At 71.0% G+C, this 17,485-nt stretch carries 19 protein-coding genes; 8 read left to right on the top strand and 11 right to left on the bottom strand.

The window, feature by feature from the left end:
* Nucleotides 1–10: 10 nt before the first annotated feature.
* Nucleotides 11–241 carry a hypothetical protein gene (locus tag BJ964_RS39030; protein ID WP_188125351.1) on the bottom strand — a complete coding sequence of 77 codons (231 nt, stop codon included), beginning with the start codon at nucleotides 239–241 and terminating at the stop codon, nucleotides 11–13.
* 128 nt (nucleotides 242–369) lie between these two features.
* Between BJ964_RS39030 and BJ964_RS39025 the strand changes: the two genes are divergently transcribed.
* Nucleotides 370–747, top strand: coding sequence for a family 20 glycosylhydrolase (locus tag BJ964_RS39025; protein ID WP_307838050.1), 378 nt, complete (start codon nucleotides 370–372; stop codon nucleotides 745–747).
* 87 nt (nucleotides 748–834) lie between these two features.
* Here BJ964_RS39025 and BJ964_RS39020 read toward each other — a convergent pair whose 3' ends face one another.
* The 3 genes from BJ964_RS39020 to BJ964_RS39010 all read right to left on the bottom strand — a co-directional run bounded on the left by BJ964_RS39020 (nucleotide 835) and on the right by BJ964_RS39010 (nucleotide 3,493).
* Nucleotides 835–1,833: a hypothetical protein gene (locus BJ964_RS39020; protein ID WP_188125350.1), complete on the bottom strand. Its 999-nt coding sequence runs from the start codon at nucleotides 1,831–1,833 to the stop codon at nucleotides 835–837.
* Nucleotides 1,834–2,002: 169 nt separating this feature from the next.
* The gene (locus BJ964_RS39015; RefSeq protein ID WP_188125349.1) at nucleotides 2,003–2,653 is read right to left on the bottom strand and encodes a hypothetical protein; all 651 of its coding nucleotides are present in this window, start codon (nucleotides 2,651–2,653) and stop codon (nucleotides 2,003–2,005) included.
* A 252-nt stretch (nucleotides 2,654–2,905) separates the two neighbouring features.
* Nucleotides 2,906–3,493: a hypothetical protein gene (locus BJ964_RS39010; protein ID WP_188125348.1), complete on the bottom strand. Its 588-nt coding sequence runs from the start codon at nucleotides 3,491–3,493 to the stop codon at nucleotides 2,906–2,908.
* A gap of 125 nt (nucleotides 3,494–3,618) precedes the next feature.
* On the opposite strand from BJ964_RS39010, the gene BJ964_RS39005 reads away from it, so the two are divergent.
* The gene (locus tag BJ964_RS39005) at nucleotides 3,619–4,584 is read left to right on the top strand and encodes a hypothetical protein (protein WP_188125347.1); all 966 of its coding nucleotides are present in this window, start codon (nucleotides 3,619–3,621) and stop codon (nucleotides 4,582–4,584) included.
* A 510-nt stretch (nucleotides 4,585–5,094) separates the two neighbouring features.
* On the opposite strand, the gene BJ964_RS39000 is transcribed toward BJ964_RS39005, so the two are convergent.
* Nucleotides 5,095–5,697, bottom strand: coding sequence for a CGNR zinc finger domain-containing protein (locus tag BJ964_RS39000; RefSeq protein ID WP_223149686.1), 603 nt, complete (start codon nucleotides 5,695–5,697; stop codon nucleotides 5,095–5,097).
* Between the two features lie 45 nt (nucleotides 5,698–5,742).
* Here BJ964_RS39000 and BJ964_RS38995 point away from each other — a divergent pair, with 45 nt between their 5' ends.
* Entirely contained in the window at nucleotides 5,743–6,480 is a 738-nt protein-coding gene (locus BJ964_RS38995; protein WP_188125346.1) for an MBL fold metallo-hydrolase, read from the top strand.
* A gap of 9 nt (nucleotides 6,481–6,489) precedes the next feature.
* On the opposite strand, the gene BJ964_RS38990 is transcribed toward BJ964_RS38995, so the two are convergent.
* Nucleotides 6,490–7,668 (bottom strand): MFS transporter, encoded by a 1,179-nt coding sequence (locus BJ964_RS38990; RefSeq protein ID WP_188125345.1) that lies wholly within the window; start codon nucleotides 7,666–7,668, stop codon nucleotides 6,490–6,492.
* 16 nt (nucleotides 7,669–7,684) lie between these two features.
* Between BJ964_RS38990 and BJ964_RS38985 the strand changes: the two genes are divergently transcribed.
* Nucleotides 7,685–8,734: a substrate-binding domain-containing protein gene (locus tag BJ964_RS38985; protein ID WP_188125344.1), complete on the top strand. Its 1,050-nt coding sequence runs from the start codon at nucleotides 7,685–7,687 to the stop codon at nucleotides 8,732–8,734.
* A 9-nt stretch (nucleotides 8,735–8,743) separates the two neighbouring features.
* Here the strand turns inward: BJ964_RS38985 and BJ964_RS38980 are convergent, their stop codons facing one another.
* The gene (locus BJ964_RS38980; protein ID WP_188125343.1) at nucleotides 8,744–10,654 is read right to left on the bottom strand and encodes an alpha-glucuronidase; all 1,911 of its coding nucleotides are present in this window, start codon (nucleotides 10,652–10,654) and stop codon (nucleotides 8,744–8,746) included.
* A gap of 134 nt (nucleotides 10,655–10,788) precedes the next feature.
* Here BJ964_RS38980 and BJ964_RS38975 point away from each other — a divergent pair, with 134 nt between their 5' ends.
* Nucleotides 10,789–11,628 (top strand): SGNH/GDSL hydrolase family protein, encoded by an 840-nt coding sequence (locus BJ964_RS38975; RefSeq protein ID WP_188125342.1) that lies wholly within the window; start codon nucleotides 10,789–10,791, stop codon nucleotides 11,626–11,628.
* Nucleotides 11,629–11,680: 52 nt separating this feature from the next.
* Here BJ964_RS38975 and BJ964_RS38970 read toward each other — a convergent pair whose 3' ends face one another.
* The gene (locus BJ964_RS38970) at nucleotides 11,681–11,947 is read right to left on the bottom strand and encodes a helix-turn-helix domain-containing protein (RefSeq protein WP_188125341.1); all 267 of its coding nucleotides are present in this window, start codon (nucleotides 11,945–11,947) and stop codon (nucleotides 11,681–11,683) included.
* Between the two features lie 81 nt (nucleotides 11,948–12,028).
* Here BJ964_RS38970 and map point away from each other — a divergent pair, with 81 nt between their 5' ends.
* Both map and BJ964_RS48680 read left to right on the top strand, forming a co-directional pair.
* Entirely contained in the window at nucleotides 12,029–12,796 is a 768-nt protein-coding gene (gene map / locus BJ964_RS38965; protein ID WP_188125340.1) for a type I methionyl aminopeptidase, read from the top strand.
* An 873-nt stretch (nucleotides 12,797–13,669) separates the two neighbouring features.
* Entirely contained in the window at nucleotides 13,670–13,798 is a 129-nt protein-coding gene (locus BJ964_RS48680; protein WP_262479414.1) for a hypothetical protein, read from the top strand.
* Nucleotides 13,799–14,497: 699 nt separating this feature from the next.
* Here BJ964_RS48680 and BJ964_RS38960 read toward each other — a convergent pair.
* The 3 genes from BJ964_RS38960 to BJ964_RS38950 all read right to left on the bottom strand — a co-directional run bounded on the left by BJ964_RS38960 (nucleotide 14,498) and on the right by BJ964_RS38950 (nucleotide 16,885).
* Nucleotides 14,498–14,806, bottom strand: coding sequence for an SMI1/KNR4 family protein (locus BJ964_RS38960; protein WP_188125339.1), 309 nt, complete (start codon nucleotides 14,804–14,806; stop codon nucleotides 14,498–14,500).
* Nucleotides 14,807–15,230: 424 nt separating this feature from the next.
* Complete coding sequence (locus tag BJ964_RS38955) at nucleotides 15,231–15,800, bottom strand: NAD(P)H oxidoreductase (protein WP_188125338.1); 570 nt, start codon at nucleotides 15,798–15,800, stop codon at nucleotides 15,231–15,233.
* Nucleotides 15,797–16,885, bottom strand: coding sequence for an alkene reductase (locus BJ964_RS38950; protein WP_188125337.1), 1,089 nt, complete (start codon nucleotides 16,883–16,885; stop codon nucleotides 15,797–15,799). Before BJ964_RS38950 ends, BJ964_RS38955 begins: the two co-directional genes overlap by 4 nt.
* Nucleotides 16,886–16,968: 83 nt before the next feature.
* Between BJ964_RS38950 and BJ964_RS38945 the strand changes: the two genes are divergently transcribed.
* Nucleotides 16,969–17,400 (top strand): MarR family winged helix-turn-helix transcriptional regulator, encoded by a 432-nt coding sequence (locus tag BJ964_RS38945; RefSeq protein WP_188125336.1) that lies wholly within the window; start codon nucleotides 16,969–16,971, stop codon nucleotides 17,398–17,400.
* Nucleotides 17,401–17,485 lie beyond the last annotated feature (85 nt).

The following is a 17,485-nucleotide window of genomic DNA, read 5'->3' as shown; positions in this document are numbered from 1 at the left end:
GCCGCCTACCCTATGCGACACCGCCGAGCATGGCACGGTGCAGGTCGGCCGGATCCAGAGGGCTGAGCGGCCGGCCGGCGAGCCACGCCGCGCCGGCGGCCGGGTCCAGGCTCGTCCGCGGCTTTCGCCCGCGTTCCGACAAAACCCTCAGGACCCCGTCTCGTACGGGTGTGCCCGCCGCCGGCAGCCCGCCCGCGAGCACGACGGGTCCCGGTTCGCCCAGGTCGCCGAGGGTGCGCACGAGACAGGCGACGGCCTCTCTGACAATGGCCGTGGCATGCGGATCGGCGTCCCGCGAGGCCGCACACACCACCGGCGCGAGCCCGTCGATCGCGGGGAACGGCAGCGCCTGCGCTTCCGGCGATTCAGGTGTTCGACCAGCCGCGCTTCCCCTGGCGCGGCCTGATGCTCGACGTGGCCCGCCACTTCCTGCCCAAGCACGAGGTGCTGCGGATCATCGACCTGATGGCCCTGCACCGCCTCAACACCCTGCACCTGCACCTCACCGACGACCAGGGCCGGCGGGTCGAGATCCGCCGCTACCCCCGCCTGACCGAGGTCGGCTCGTGGCGGCGGGAGAGTCGGACAGGCGCGTCCGACGGTCGCCCGCACGGCGGCCACTACACCCAGGACGACATCCGGGAGATCATCGCCTACGCGGCCGAACGCTTCGTCACCGTGGTCCCGGAGATCGAAACGCCGGGTCACGTGCAGGCCGCCCTGGCCGCCTACCCGTCACTGGGGTGACCGGGGAGCCGCTGGAGGTGTGCGCGGTGGCCGAATGATTCCCGGGATAGGCGCCTGATCTTGCGCGGCTTTCCCGGCTCATGTGGCCTACTGAAGGCTCTGCCCCATGGGGGTGTCCGGGCATGTCAGGCAGACGAAGATGCGCAGCCGGGCAAAGCGGCCGACGGTGACGCCGGTGGGCGTGTGGTCGGTGTGCGAGGTCCGCAGATGGGCCTCCTCGACGGGCAGCCAGGCATCGCCGCCACGGTCTTCGGTGGAGTCCACCGTCAGCAGCAGGTCCATCGGCCTGCGGCAGTGCGGGCAGTCCATCGGATACGGATCACTGACCTCCCAACTCGGACAGCCGCCGACCTTCCATCCCGGCGCCTGCGAGACCGAGAAGTAGCTGTCCTCGTCGAAGCCCCGGGTGTCGTCGAAGTCGCGGATCCGGCGTCCGAGCTCGTCCGGCAGCTCCTGCCACCAGGGATACTCGGTGACCTGTTCGGGATGCAGCACACACGGACGCGGCAGACGGTCCTGGTCCCTCGCGACGACAGGCGCGGGAGCCACGTCGAGCGGGTCGACGACCGCCGATGCGGTGCGCCATTTCAGCAGCATCGGAAGACCCGTCGGGGCGTCGGCGGGGTGATCGTTGGGGCACCACAGCACCTGGAGCACATCAGCCCCGGAGGGACAACGAAGGTCGGGCACATCGGCGGCCCGGAGTTGCGCCACCGGCACCAGCGGACTCGCGGTCGGCTCCGACACGACCTCGCGGCCGAGAACGACGGTGCCGGCTTCGGTCGTCATGGTCCCGACGAACCCGGGAACCTGTTGCGCCAGCCCCGTCATCACCTCGGGGCTCGGCCTCATCAGCAAGCCGGCGAACTCCGGCGGCACCTCGATCTCGGTCCGCACCACGTGCGGCCCAGGACAGGCCGGCCACGGCTCATCCCTCGGCCACAGCAGCATCCCCCCGACGTGGCTGCCCGACACACTGGGCGTCCCCGGCCGCGGGTGCAGCCGCGTCGCCGTGCGCGCGAACGCCTCGACCCCAGGAAACATCCGAACAAGGTCAAGCGGTGGCACAGGCGAGGTCAGCGGCACGGCGGGCAGCATACGCACCCCGAACGCCGGCTCAGGCTCCAGGCGACCCCATGCCCGCTTCCCGGCAGTTCAGACGCCCGCCCGACACTGAGGCCAGTCCCCACGACAGATGGTGCCCGCCAGGATGCCCGATCGGCGGCTGTGCGAGGTGTCGCGGCCCCGTGCGTGATCACTCCTCCGGCGTGGTTCGCTCGTCGCCGATCTCTTGGAGTCCGACGGCGAGCCGGCGGGTGAACGCGAGGTCTGGAAGTTCCCGGCCAGCAACCTCGTCGTCGTCGATGGCGATCCCGCCACGGAAGCCGCCACCCCGGAACGTCTCCCGCAGGTAGTCGACGAACCAGTCCCCGAACTGGTCCTCCTCGTTGCAGATCATCCCGTAGATCCGGAAGTCGGCACCGTTGTCGGGCAGCAGGACGTGATAGTTCATGCCGCCGCTGTAGTTGGCCTTGTGGCACTCGTCCGGGGCCAGGTACCAGGCATGCCTGCCCTGCTTCCGGTCCCACTCGGCGTCCTCGTGGTCCAGAGGCCCGACGACCAACGGGTCGTACTCCCCGGCGTACCGGAGCTCGGAGACCGGCTCGGGTGCATTCTCTCGCTTGTCCCATTGGACCAACTGTTGCGCCGACTGCATGAAGTCCACCGTGCCCACGAACTCGTAGAACGCCCGAAGAGACAACGGCAACGGTCCGTGCCGCCGCTCGAACGCGTCGAGTTGTGCGCCGGCATCCGCATCCGGTGGCATGTGAGCCCTGCCTTGCGCGGCCAGTTGGTACCCGGAGTCGATCAGGCGTACCCGCACCATCTCAACGTTTCCGCGCACCCGCCGCATCGTCTCCGTGGCCACGCCACGGGCGTCGTCGTACTGTGCATGGCCACGCTCGATCGGCCCGAGTGCTCGCAGTTCCGCCCATACCTGCTCACGTTCGCCACGGAGATACCGGTCGAGAAGATTCACACCGAATGATCTTGCCGGTCGGGGGTCCACCGTCACAAGCGGCGCGCGTTCCGGGTGCTCTGAGCAGCCCAGACGATGTAGCCGAAACGCACACGGGAACGGTCCGCGCCGATACGGTCACAGCGAGGCGCGGTCGGCGTCGGTCATCAACGTCGGATGGCGCACCCGCCAAGCCCCGGTCCTGCGGTTGATGAACAGATGCGACGACTCGTCGCGCGACGCGCAGTCCCACAGCCGACCGCCGCCGGACACGGCAACAGTCAGCCAGTCAGTGCCCTGCCGGCCCCACTGCGTCACCGGTCCGGCGAACATGTCGGCCGCCATCTGTTGCGCCCCCGCCCGATTCACCGGCCCTGCCACCTCGCAGTACCGCAGCAGCCGCCGCGCGTACACCGCCCATTCGCGGACATACGGATGCCGCTTGCCGTGGGCCAGTCCCGCGGCTGCCCGCAACGCGTCCAACTCCCCGGGTCGGCGCCGCCAAGCGACGCGGCCGGCGAGATTCTCCAGGACGACACGGCAGAGCTGCTGCTTCGGGCACTCACCGATGTCCGCTGCCGCGATCAGGAGCGGAAACCCGACGACATCCTCCAGCAGCACATCCTCGTCCTGATCCATCAACTCGGCGAACGGGTCCCACGCCCACTCCCAGAACGAGCGCTCGTCAGCGAAAGGCCACCACGACATGCGCTGATGATGGCTCATGAACAAGGTGCACGCCTGCGAACATCCCGCCGCGATGCCTTCGGCATGCCTGCGGCCAATCGGGGCTGGGAAGCGGCTGAGGACGGTTCAGCTGGTTCACAGCGGGCATCTCGCAAGATCGACGTATGTCGCTACGTCGAGCTTTTGCGGCCGCCTGCTTGGTGTTCGTTGCCGGTGAGGTGGTGCTCCGGCTGTACTGGATCGCCGGTGGCCGCTGGGGGTACACCGCCTGCGAACGGACCGACCTCGGAGATCATCCGGCCGGCGGGTGTGGTGCTGAGCAGGTTGTCACGGTGCCGTTCGGGGCCGGGTGGGGCGCGCTCGGCCTCTGCGTTGCCCTTGCGGTGGTCATCGCGTACGCGGATCGGTGGAAGCCTGCCGTGACCTGGGTTGCGGCCGCGATTCTGCTGATCCTGGCTTTTCCGCTGCATCTGCTTTTCGAGGTTCCGGCGGGAGTCGCGGGGCATCCCACGGACTGGCGGGACATCGGTGGGCGGGTGGCGTTGCTGGCCGGTGGCATCGCCTTCGCCGGGCTGGCCGACGCGGTGGGGCCGCCGCGCGGGCCGGCGCCGACCGAGTTCCGGCAGGCGCCGGGGTGGGCGCGACACTGGGCCTACGTGGCGGTGGCGCTGCCGATCGTGGGCTGGGCCGTGCCGCACGGGCTGTGGGTGCTCGGGGTGCCGTTCGGGATCTCCGAGCAGGAGCTGCGCGGCGCCGACGGGGACCTGTCGACGGCGACCGGGGTGGCGATCACCGTGGTGCCGCCACTGGCCGGGCTGCTCGTGCTCGGGCTGGTACAGCGGTGGGGGCAGCGGTTTCCGCGGTGGGTGCCGGGGTTGGGCGGCCGGCGGGTTCCGCGGCTCCTGGCGGTGCTGCCCGCGGGGACCGTGGCGATCACGCTGGTGACGTACGGCGTGTTGAGTTTCGGGGTGTTCGCCGGGCAGGTGCTGGACGGGGAGCAGAGCTGGGCGCAGGTCCGTGCGGGCTGGGCGACGGTCGCCACGCTGCTGGTCTTCCTCGGCTGGGGCGTGGCCGTGGGCGTGACTACCGCCGGATATGTCGTGGCGACCGGCAGGCCGGTCGACGGATAGCGCCGGGCCCGGGCGCTGAGAAGGAGCACGGCCGGGTCGTCGCTGAACACCACGAGCCGCGCACCGGACAGTTCGGTGACAAATCGTCGGGATGAAATGCAGCGGATCCTGCCGGATCGCCCCACGACGTCCGCTCTCTACGGTGAATGAGACTATTCGAAGGGCCGGATTGCATCCTCCCGCTACGATTGTCGGTGTGACGGAACCGCAGCTCGCTTGCCCACTGTGTCGCGGAACGGATTTCCGGCAGGAGGAGTCTCGTCAGGACAGCCGCTGGGGATTGACCAGTCATCGCATGACCTTGATGATTTGTGTCCGTTGTCGCTACGTCCTCCATTTTTACGACAAGAACAGCATCTTCGACTTCGACTGATCGGTGATTCCGGTCGAATCCCGGGCCGTTCCTGGAGAATTCCTCCGGCCCGCGCCTTCCACAGCTCTGTTGCTTGGAAAATGGGCCAGGCAATTTCTGATGCGTCGCGACGGAAGCCATTTGCCGGGCCACGGTCGTCAGGTGCGGTCGGTGCGGCGGGCGTAGGCGCGGGCCGCGCGGGCGCGGTCGCCGCAGCGAACCGAGCACCAGTGGCGGCGGCCGGTGCGCAGCAGGTAGCGGATGCACGGGGTGGAGTCGCAGGCGGTCAGGCGGGCCGCGTCGGCGCCGGTGAGCAGGTCGGCGGCGGAGGCGGCCAGCACCCCGAGGGCGTGGTCGACGGCCTGGTCGGTCGGGTGTGGGGTGGCCCGGTGCAGGCCGGTGGCCGGGTCCCACCGTAGTTCGGCGGCGGTCGGCACCCGGGTGAGGGCCGTGTTGATCGCGGCCAGCGATCCGGCCGGCGGCTCGGTGCCCTGGAGGTGGGCCGCGAACAGGTCCCTGATCCGCTCCCGCAGGGCGCGCAGGCGGCCCGCGCAGATTTCGTGCAGGACGGTGCCGGCCGGGGCCAGGTCCCGTTCGATCAGCCAGTGGGTGGCGTCCTCCGGGGTGGCGAGCAGGTCGGCGGCCTGGCCACCGGGCATCGAGAGCCGGCTGTTGGCGAGGTCGAGGCCGGGGTAGCGGTCGGCGCCGGGCGCTGCGGGAATCACGGATCTCACGGTACAGCTTGCGTTTATCCGTGACAAACGGCTAACTTCACGGATGACGGCCCTTCTATCCGTGAGGTTTCCATGTCTGAGGTCATCCCTGTCCAGGCCTTCGGCGGTCCGACCGCCCTGTTCGAGTACGGCGGCCTGCGCCTGCTCACCGATCCCACCTTCGACGAGCCGGGCAGCTACACCTCGCCCAGCGGCACCACCCTGACCAAGCTGACCCCGCCCGCTGCCGGGCCGGACTCCCTCGGCCGGATCGACGTGGTGCTGCTCTCGCACGACCAGCACGCCGACAACCTGGACGACTCCGGCCGCGCCATGCTCGCCGACGTCCCGCTCACACTCACCACGGTCAGTGGCGCGGAACGGCTCGGCGGCACCGCCCGCGGCCTCGCCCCGTGGGAGTCCGTCCAGGTCGGAGCGGTGACGATCACCGGCGTCCCGGCCCGGCACGGCCCGGCCGGGTGCGAGCCGATCACCGGTGAGGTGACCGGATTCGTGCTGACCGGCGACGGATTGCCGTCGGTCTACGTCAGCGGGGACAACGCCGCCCTGGAACTGGTCGAGCAGGTCGCCGAGCGGTTCGGGCCGATCGACACGGCGCTGCTGTTCGCCGGGGCGGTCCGGACTCCGCTGTTCGACGGGGCGCTGCTCACCCTCGACAGCGAGCAGGCCGCCGAGGCCGCCCGGATCCTCGGTGCGCGGCGGATCGTCCTGGTGCACTTCAACAGTTGGGCGCACTTCACCGAAGGTCGGGACGCCCTGGTCAAGGCGTTCACCGCGGCCGGCCTCATCGACCGGGTCCAGCTGGACTGACAGCCGGGCTCATCGGCCGGGTTCGGCCGGAACGACCCGGTGGTGGGCGCGCAGACCGGTCCAGAGCAGGGCCGCGGACAGGACGATCAGAACCGGTTCGAGTACGAAGGCCGCGCTCAGCCCGTACCGATCGGCGAGGGTGCCGAGCAGGTAGGGCGACACCGCCGTGACCAGGCCGAGCGCCACCTGGGATCGCGCGTTGGCGGTGTCGCCCTGGCCGGGCGCGGCGTCCAGGGTGAGGCCGACGGCCAGCGGGTACAGGTTGGCGACGCCGGCGCCGCACAGGAACAGGCCCACGATGGCCGGAACCGGGTGGTCGGCGAGCCAGAACATCAGGAACGCGCCGCCGGTCAGCGCCAGTGACGCGTACAGAAGGGGAATGCTCCGCCCGGGACGGCGGGTGACCGCCGCGCCCAGCGTGCGCCCGATCAGGATGCCGAGGTAGTTGGCGCTCAGCGCGGTGCTGGCGGCCGCCGCGGACAGGCCGGTGGTGAGCAGCATCTGCGGGCCGAAGTAGACCAGGCAGAATTCGATGGCCGCGCTCATCGCGGTCAGCATGGCGAAGAGCCAGGCCGCCGGTGGTAGGCGGCCGGGCTCCGCACCGGACCGGTGCCGTGACGCGGTCGGCAATGCGGCGCCGCGATAGCGCAGGTAGAGCGCCAGGAGGCAGGCGGCAGGCAGGGCGAACGCCACCCGCCAGCCGAGGGCGCCGGCCGCGAGCGCGCCGAGAATCAGTGGCGCGAACACGGCGGACGCGCCCGCGCCGATGTTGGCCTCGGTCAGCGCCTGGTCGCGGCGGCTGCCGTGCCGGTCAGAGAGGATTGCCTGGACGACGGCGACCAGGGCGGCGCCGCCCACGCCGAACAGGACTGCGGCGGCCAGCGTGACCGGAACGCCCCGGCCCAGGGTGAACATCGCCGCCGCGACCGTGTTGATCGCGGCCGAGCCCCAGAGCAGCGCGGCGCGGGACAGATGGCGGGCGGCGAGGGCGAACCCGGCGCCGGCGGCCGCGGAGCCCAGCGACCAGAGCACCGAGTAGAGGCCGAGCAGTGTGTACGAGAATCCGAGCTCGTCGCGGAGCAGGGTGACGGCGGGGCCGAACGCGTACAGCCAGAAGGTGAAGGAGCCGAGCACGGCGTAGGAGAGGACGGTCGGGGTGTCCCGTACGAAGCCTGTGTAACGATACACAAGTAGAGTGTGCGGCATGGCACGCGACTCCGGCAACTCCAGACGACGACCGACCATGGGCGAGGTCGCCCGGGCCGCCGGGGTGTCGCCCATGTCGGTGTCGTACACGTACTCCCAGCCGGAACGGGTCTCCTCCGAGACCGCCGAGAAGGTGCGCGCCGCCGCCCGGCAGCTCGGCTATCCCGGCCCGCACCCGGCCGCCCGGTCGCTGCGCCGCGGGCGGGTCGGCTCGCTCGGTGTGGTGCTCGGCGAGCGGTTGAGCTACGCGTTCGACGATCCGCAGGCGGCCCGCTTCCTGGCCGGCGTGTCCGACGTCTGCGCCGCCGAAGGGGTGGGCCTCACCCTGGTCCCGGTGACCGGCGCCGCCACCGACGCGCAGCGGGTCGCGCAGGCCGCCGTGGACGGGTTCGTCGTCTGGACGACCAGCGACGACGACCCGATCCTGGACGCGGTCACCGGCACCGGCCTGCCCGCGATCATCCACGCCGGACCGGAACGCCCCGGCCTGCCCGCGATCGGGGTCGACGACCGGGCGGCGGCCGCCGCGATCGGCCGGGTGGCGTTCGCGGCGGCCCGGCGGCCGCTGGTCCTCGGGTTCCCGCTCGACCGCGGCCGCACCCGGCAGTTGCTCACCGGCGACCGGGTGGGGGAGATCCGCTACCACGTCACCCGCCGGCGCTGGGAGGGCTTCCGGGAGGCGTGGGCCGGCCCGGCCGCGGACCTGCGTCTGGCGGTGTGCCCCGTCAACCACATCACCGAGGGGGAGAGCTTCGCGGCCGAACTGTTCCAGGGCGCCGGCCCGCCGGACGCGATCGCCGCGATGAGCGACGAACTGGCCCTCGGGGCGCTGCGGGCCGCGGCGACCGCCGGCCTGCGGGTGCCCGCCGACGTGGCGGTGACCGGCTGGGACGACACCGACGCGGCCGCGCCGGCCGGTCTCACCACAGTCGCGCAAGCCCTGCGCGACCAGGGCGCCGACTGCGCGCGGGCGGCGCTCGGGCAGGCCCCGCGGACGTCCTACCGCGACGCGTGGCGGGTCGTCACTCGCGTGACCACCCGGCCGTAGTGAACGCGGTCAGTGGATGGGGCGGCCGTGGGCGTCGGGGACACCGGACTTGCGGTAGAAGTAGGTGTTGATCTGGTCGCGCCACTCGTCGGCGCTGCGCTGCTGCTCGTCGAGGCGTTCGGTGACGCGGGCGTGCAGGGCGGGGTCGACCAGGCCGGCCGCCTCCTGCCAGCGTTCGCGCATGGCGGTGACCCGGTGGGCGCCCGCGAAGTGGGTGTCGTAGATGTGCTGGATCACCGTGACGCCGCTGTGCAGGACGTGACCGTACGGCACGTGGTGGAAGAAGAGCAGCAACTCGTCGGGGCAGGTGGCGAGTGATTCGTAACGGTCGGCCCACAGGGGCGGGTACTGGGCGGTGAAGCCGGTCCCGGTGGCGACGGTCCGGTCCACGCCGACACCGTCGCGGTCGGCGAAGTGGTAGGTGCCCCACGGCGTGTACTCGTAGCCGTCCACGTCGGGGCCGTAATGGTGGCCGGGGCGGACCATGAAGCCGGCACCGAGCGGGGCGGTGTACTGCTCGTAGGTCTGCCATGACTCGTCCATCAGGTCGTGCAGGACGTCACGCAGCTCGGCGGAAGCCCCGGGGAAGGTCAGGTCGATCCACTCGTCGAGGATCGCGATCGGGTCGCGGGTGGGGTTCCAGGCGAGGCGGCCCACGGCGTACAGGTTGGCCTGGGCCAGGGGGTGGCCGGTCCAGAACGGGTCGTCGCCGGCGTTCGAGACGGCGGCCAGCCCGGACACGTTGCCGGCGACCGCCCGCAGCACCTCGCTCCACATCGGCGGCAGGTAGCAGACGTGCCGCTGCTGGCCGGTGTACTCGCCGGTGACCTGCAACTCCACGGCCAGCCGGGTGGACGGCATGCCCAGCAGCACCGGGGAGATCGGCTCGCGCGTCTGGAAGTCCATCGGACCGTGCTTGACCTGGAGGATCACGTTGTCCCGGAACGTGCCGTCCAGCGGCGCGAAGTGGTCGTGGGCGGCCCGCGCGCGATCGGTGGAGCGGTCCCGCCAGTCCTGCCGGTGGTTGTAGACGAAGGCCCGCCAGTGGACCACGCCGCCGTACGGCTCCAGGGCCTCGGCCAGCATGTTCGCCCCGTCGGCGTGGCTGCGGCCGTAGGTGAACGGGCCGGGCTGCCCCTCCGAGTCGGCTTTCACCAGGTAGCCGCCGAGGTCGGGGACCGCCTCGTGGACCCGTGCCGTGGTGCTCTTCCACCAGGCGCGGACGGCCTCGTCGGCGGGGTCGGCGGTGGGCAGGTCGCCGAGGATTACGGGGGCCGCGAAGTTGACCGACAGGTGCACGCGAATCCCGTACACCCGAAAGGCTGAAGCCAGACCCGCGACCTCGGTGAGCCGATCGGTGAGCAGGCGGGTCTCGGTGGTGTGGACGTTGACGTTGTTGATCGCGACGGCGTTGACGCCGGAGGCGGCGAGCAGCCGGGCGTAGTCACGGACCCGGCCGAGATCGCGCGGCCGCCCGTCGTGCCAGAAGAGCGAGCCGCCGGAGTAGCCGCGCTCGACCTGGCCCATCACCGGGTGCACGTCGACGTTGTCCCAGTGGTCGAGCATGCGGCGGGCCAGCGCGGGCACGTGCCGTTCGTCGGTGAGGGCCGGGCCGAAGGCGCGCTCGCCGCGCCGGACCACCTCGAAGAGGCCGTTGAGCAGGCCGGACGGCCCGTCGGCGCTGATCACCGTGGCGTCGCCGCGACGTCCCAGCCGAAAACCCTCGCCGCCCGGGCCGGCGATCGACAGGATCAGCTCCGCGGTCTTTCGATCTTGTACGACGGTGCCGCCGAACCGGGCGCAGGCCTCGGCGATCTCGTGGCGGACCGTGTCGGCGAGCGGCCCGGTGCCCTGGACCAGGACCCGCCGGGAGCCGATCGCGCGGAACGCCTCGGACGGCAACCAGGCCGGGTGGATCATGCACGCCTCCGCAACTCATCGACGACTCACGATATCGGACACCGTGCCATATCATGCCGTCCCTGACGCGTGTGGGGTGAATCCTCCTTTATGCTCCTGATGTCCGTTTACGATCCCCCCCGCCGGAGTCCGTCATGCCTTACCCCACCGCGATCTTCCGTCGAGTCGTCGCCGCCTGTGCGGCCATGGCGATGACCTCGACAGCCTGGGCCGCCCCCGCGGCCGTCGCCGCCCGCGCCGCCGCCCCGGACCCACTCCAGTACGTCGCGCTCGGCGACTCCGTCGCCGCCGGGCACGGGGCCGCCTCCACCGGTGACGCCTGCGGCCGGAGCTCCGCCGCCTACCCGACCCTGCTCGCCCGGCAGGCGCACGGCTCCATCACGCTGCGCTTCCCGGCCTGTACCGGCGCGACCACCATCGATGTCGCCACCCGGCAGGTGGCCACGCTGAGCCGGGAGACGGATCTGGTCACCATCACGGCCGGCGCCAACGACCTGGGCGTCAAGCAGGTCCTGCTGGCCTGCCAGAGCCCGGCCCGGGTGGCCGCCTGCCGTACCGGCTACGCCGCGATCAACCGCAGGCTGTCCTCGGCCCTGCCGCGCGATCTCGCCCGGATGATGCGTGCGGTCACCACCGCCGCGCCGAACGCCCGGATCGTGGTGACCGGCTACCCGCTGCCGTTCGCCCGGACCCGGCGCTGCGCCGGCGTACCGGTCCAGCCGGCCCTGCGGGTCCGCTCGAACCAGGTGATCCACCAGCTCAACGCGGCCATCGCCGAGGCCGCGAGGCAGTCCCGGGTCCGCTACGTCGACGTGGCGCGGCCGTTCACCGGGCACGAGCTGTGCACGGCGCGCCCCTGGCTGATCGGCGCCGAGGGCATCCGCGACAACACGGTCCTGCACCCCACCGCCGCGGGCCAGGCCAAGGGCTACTTCCCCGCCCTGGTCGAGGCCGGTCTCGCGGGCCGTCCCTGACGGCCGTCCGTGCCCGCCGGGTCGTCCTCCCGGCGGGCACGGGCGCGGTCCCTCACGACGCCTGCCGCGCCGGCATGTCGGTCAGCCAGACCTCGGCGAGATCATTCAGGGGTACGCCGAGAGCCCGGCTCAGGCACACCACGGTGCCGAACGCCGGCGCCGGCAGCCGGCCCGCCTCGATCTTGCGCAGCGTCTCCGGGGAGATGCCGGCCGCCAGGGCCACCTCGACGAGGCCACGGCCACCGCGTGCGGCCCGCAGCGCGGCACCGAGGCGCCGGCCGGCGGCGATCTGTTCGGCGGTGAGGGGTTGGCGAACCATGGCAGCAGAATATCCTTCCCGCCACGGCGTGGTATATAAATACCGGTATAGAAATACCGCGCCGGGAAGGGGAAGGCTGTCGTGATCGAGCTCAAGTCCGCCGAGGAGATCGGCCGGATGGCGGTGACCGGCCGGTTCGTCGGCGAACTGCTCGCCGAACTGACCGGGGTCGCCGGCGTCGGCGTCAACCTGATGGACATCGAGCACCACGCCCGCCGCCGCATCAAGGAACGCGGCGCCGACTCCTGCTACTGGGACTACGCCCCCTCGTTCGGCCGCGGACCGTTCCGCAACGTGCTCTGCCTCTCGGTCAACGACGCGGTGCTGCACGGCCTGCCCCACGACTACGTGCTGCGCGACGGTGACCTGCTCAGCATCGACATGGCTGTCGGCATCGACGGGTGGGTCGCCGACTCCGCGGTCTCCGTGATCGTCGGCACGCCCGACCCGGCCGACCTCCGGCTGATCGAGGCCACCCAGGTCGCCCTGGAGGCCGCCATCACGGCCGCGCAGCCCGGCGGGCGCCTCGGTGACATCTCCGCGGTGATCGGCGAGACCGCCCGCTCGTACGGCTACGGCGTCAACGGCGAGTTCGGCGGCCACGGCATCGGACGCACCATGCACGAGGACCCGCACGTCGCCAACAACGGCCGGGCCCGCCGTGGCATCCGCCTCGACCCGGGCCTGACGATCGCCATCGAGCCGTGGTTCTGCCGCACCACCGACAAGATCCGGTACGACGAGGACGGCTGGACGATCCGCTCGGCCGACGGCTCCCGTACCGCCCACTCCGAGCACACGGTCGCCATCACCGAATCCGGCCCGCAGGTCCTCACCCGTCAACCTTGATCCGGTACGCGAGACCCCGCCCACTTCCTTCCCGGACCGTCCGGCCCCACCGGCGTGACCTCACCGCCACCCCGGCCTGTGCGGCGCCCGCCGAGCGGAGATCGGTGGCCGGGGCGCTCACTCGAGTGCCGGCCGGGTGGAGATCGGTGGCCGGGCCACCCCATCGCGCCTCACGGTCGATGACGCGGCCACGCCGCCGGCAACGATTCGGAGCTACCTGGACGGTCTCCTGTGTGGCAGCGCGTCCCGAATGCCGGACAGACCAGGCCGATCGCAACGACGCCGACCGTGGTCGGTCGGATCGGCTTCCTCCGCCCCAGCCAGGATCCGGGCCCTGGCCAGATGCACAACGTCAGCGGCCGCCCTGAACTCCTCCAGCCATGCGTGCCCCGCGGTGCTGACCGCCACCCCGCTCGGCTACTACGACTTCCACTTCTACGGCAGCTCGGAGCCATTCGAAGAAGAACGAAGCGGCGACCAGACACCCACCCGATGATCAGTTCGGCCCGGCAGGCAACGCTCCCATCTTGTGGCACTCGGCGTGCCGCACCCAGCTCAACCCAGTCCCGGTGATCATCATGGACCGGGCGGCACTGGACAGCGTCGCGCGCTACCGCGACTTTCGCCCGGCAATGACCACGCTCGTCCATGGAATGCCCACCGAAGCCGATCGATTCAGAATCGGCGGCCGGGACGCAACCCGACGACCGGGCTGACGAATCTCGGGCAGTCCCGGTCACGCCAGCGTCCTTGGTTACGCAAACGACCCTGGTCATGCCGGCGGTCCTGGTCACGCCGGCGGTCCTGGTCACGCCAGCGGTCCTGGTTACGCCAATGACTCCGATTTGCGGCTTTGATAGTCGGGGACTCGTCGTGATCGGTAGGGCGGCTGCCGGCGGCGTCTCCGGCGGCGTCTCCGGCGGCGTCTCCGGCGGCGTCTCCGGCGGCGCTGCGGGTGTCGCGGTGTCCGGTCTTGCCTGTGGTGTGGGCCGTGTCCGCTGATCCGCTGTGGTGAGCGGTGTGGCCTGCTGCGGTGTCGGAGCGACCGGCCAGGTGCCGGATGGCGCGTGGGCTCCCGGTCGTGTGCGGGCACCTGATCGCGCGGAGGGCGCCGCACGACGCGGAACGTCGGGGGTGACCGACGTGACCGGAGACGTGACCGGTGCTGCGGGTCGGGGACTGGGTGCTGCGGGTCGGGAACCGGGTGCTGCGGGCCGGGGACCGGGTGCCGCGGACCGGAGACCGGGCGCTGCGACGGGAGCCGTGGGGTGGGCAGCGGTTGCCGGGGAGGGGGCCGGATCGTTGCCGAGCCCGGGTGCGGGGGTGTTCTGGTGGAGTCGGCGAAGCTTCTCGGCATGACGCCGTTCAAGGCCCCACTCGCGACAACGCTGGTGTCTCCGGCGGAATCCGTCGCGCGCGGGAGAATGGTTCCGCGCTTTGGTGGGGTCGCGCATCGCCGCAATTTCCGCTTTGCTGAACAACGATGCCTGCCTCATGCATAAATTCTCCCCCACCCGGCCCGCGAAGTGTAAGCATTTGATCTTGGGTTTTCCGGTTTTCCGTTCCTGGGAACGGATGTCGTTCTGCGATTCTGATACGGCGAACCGGCCGGAATTCCAACGGAGAAAGGTGGCGCCATCAAACTCTCACAGCCGCCGGTCGCGCTCGCCGGCGACATGTCGGCGCGGTTCTTCGGCGGGCTCAGTGCCGGCGTTCCAGTGCCCGATCGCTGGAACTCTTCAGCCCGTGCTCGGCGACGAACTCCAGGAAATCTGCTGCGACGGGTTCGTCGTCGACGGCGTCGTGGTAGGTGCACCAGACCTGTTCCTGGCAGCGTCCGTCACGCACGGGGAAGCCCCAGTGGTCGCCGGTGCCGACCGGAGCGACGACGACGAAGGTGCGGTCGGGAAACTCGCGGTCGTTGACGGTACGCAGGTCGCGGGCTTCCTCGGGCGCCGCCATGATCGGGAACAGCTCGACGAAGCCGAACAGACCTCCACCGAACCGCATCAATGAACGTCTTGTACTTGTCCGGCAGAGTCACCGCCATCTCGCGCTCGACACTCGCGATCTCCTCCGCTGTGGCGGTACGGCCCTCGATGAGGGCGAACCCGTACCGAGCGCGCTCCGAGGCCGCGTTCCGGAGCAGCGGTCCGGCCAATGCTTCGAACTCGGCAAGGTCCATCCGCCGATCCTATGGCGCCCGGGTCGCCCAGTTACATGATCTTGGTCCGCCCTGCAACGCTCCCTGACGTGCGGCCGGGTCGGGGTTGTAGAGCCCTGCCCGGCTACCACGGACCGGCGGATCATCATGCGCGGGATGCGTTCGGTGCCGTACGGCACGCTGCGCGAACTCGGGAACGACGAGCGCGAACGGTCCGCCCGGGCGGAGGTCGGCCGGCGCACCGATCTCCGCCCAGGCGGGGAGCCGACCCTAGGCCGCGACCGTCGTGGACGACACGATCTCGTCGATTGCGGTCACGTCGGGCTCGGTGAGGGTGTCGTGCACCAGGTGGACGGTCGCGTCGGTGATCCCGCAGTACTCCGAGATCCCCACCCGCAGTTGCAGGTCGATGGCCTTGTCGAAGCCGTGGGTGGCGTAGTGGGCCGCCGAGCCGGCCGCCAGCCCGACCCAGCGCATCCGCTTGCCGTGCAGGGTGGACGGTTCGTAGGCGAATCCCCGGTTCCACACGCGGTCGACCCATCCCTTGGCGATCGCGGGGAGTCCCCACCACCAGACCGGGAAGACCACCACGATGAGGTCGGCGGCGGTGATGCGGGCCATGTGCGCTCGTACCTCGGCCGAGTACTCCTTGGCGGCGTCGCCCCAGTCGGGCTCGTCGTCCGGGCGCAGGGCCGGGTCGAAGCCCTCCCGGTAGAGGTCCAGGAGGTCGACGGTCCAGCCGCCGGCGGCCAGCCTGTCATGGGCACGGGCCGCGGCGGCCGCGGTCAGCGAGTCCGGGCGCGGGTGGGCGACGACGACGAGCGCATGTGCCCGGCTCACTCGGAACCGCCCTGGCCGAGCGCCGGGTAGTCGGTGTACCCGGTGTGGTCGCCGCCGTAGAACGTCGCCGGGTCGGCGGTGTTGTACGGCCCACCCGACCGGATGCGGACGTCCAGATCCGGGTTGGCCAGCCACAGGGTCGCCAGCGCGACGGCATCCGCCACCCCGGCCTCGACCGCCTCCACCGCCGACTCGGGCGAGGCCGGATACGCCTCCGCCGACGGGTGCGGGTTGAGGACCAGGGCGCCGGGCCACGCGGCGCGCAGTCGCCGGGTCAGCTCCCGGTCGCCGCCCTCGATCAGGTGCACGTAGGCCAGCCCCTGCCCGGTCAGCGCTCCCAGCAATGCCAGGTAGACCGGCGCCGGATCGGCCTCGCGTACGTTGTTGAACGGGTTCCCCGGGGACAGCCGGATGCCGGTGCGCTCGGCGCCGATACGGTCGGCGACCGCGGTCACGACCTCGACGGCGAAGCGGATGCGGTTCTCCACCGTCCCGCCGTACGCGTCGGTGCGCAGATTGGTGTTGTCGGCGAGGAACTGGTGGACCAGATAGCCGTTGGCGCCGTGGATCTCCACACCGTCGAACCCGGCGTCGATGGCGTTGCCGGCCGCGGCGGCGAAGTCGCCGACCGTGGCGTGGATGTCCTCGGTGGTCAGCGCGCGCGGCACCGGGTGGTCGAGCATCCCGTCGAGGCTGAACAGCTGTTCGCCGGAGGCGACCGCGGACGGTGCCACCGGCAGTGTCCCGTCCGGGTAGAGGACCGGGTGGCCGATCCGTCCGGTGTGGGTGAGCTGGGCGACGATGCGCCCACCCTGCTCGTGGACCGCGCCGGTGACGGCACGCCAGCCCTCGACCTGGCCGGCGGTGTGCAGCCCCGGGGTCATGAGGTAGCCCTGCCCGATCGCGCTGGGCTGGATGCTCTCGCTGATGATCAGACCCGCGCCGGCGCGCTGCCGGTAGTACTCCGCGGTGAGCGCCGTGACCACGCCGTCGGCGGACGCGCGGCTCCGTGTCATCGGGGCCATCAGCAGGCGGCTCGGCAGTTGCAGCTTGCCGAGCGTCACCGGCTCGAAGATTTTGGGCATGAGGAGACCTCCAAGAATGCTTGATTGACTCAAGCATCACCCTGGCACAATTGCTTGAGTCAATCAAGTGTTAGGGTTTGGGCATGGCCGTTCCTTCCGGTCCCGTTTCCCCGTCGACCGAGGCCGAGCGCGCGATGTTCGAATTCGTCGACGCTTACGACCGCGCCTACGAGGTCGCCGCCGACCGGCACGGGATGACCGTCGCCCAGGCCTGCGTGCTGGGCCGGATCGCCCGGCCCCGGGGGATGCGGGAGCTGGCCGACGAGTTGGGCTGCGACGCCTCCAACATCACCCAGATCGTCAGCCGACTGGAAGCCCGGGAACTCGTCGAACGGCACGCCGACCCGCACGACCGCCGGTCCCGCCGCCTCACCCGGACCCCCGCGGGCGACGAACTCAACGCCGCCTTCGAGAAGACCTTCGAGTTCGCCCGGGCGGCCACGTCCAACCTCACCCTCGAAGAACAGGCCCAACTGGCCGAACTCCTCCGCAAGGCACTCGGCCGGTCGTCCTGACGCCTGTGAAGGTTCCGGGCAGGATCGGTGAAGGCCCTTCCACCATGATCGAACTTCCCGCAGGCTCGCTTCGACGATCGGAGGA

Origin of the sequence: Actinoplanes lobatus, from assembly GCF_014205215.1 — a bacterium.
In the GTDB taxonomy this organism is placed as follows: Bacteria; Actinomycetota; Actinomycetes; order Mycobacteriales; family Micromonosporaceae; genus Actinoplanes; species Actinoplanes lobatus.
The sequence above is the reverse complement of the archived record's forward strand: the minus strand, read 5'-3'. Positions and strand labels throughout refer to the sequence as shown.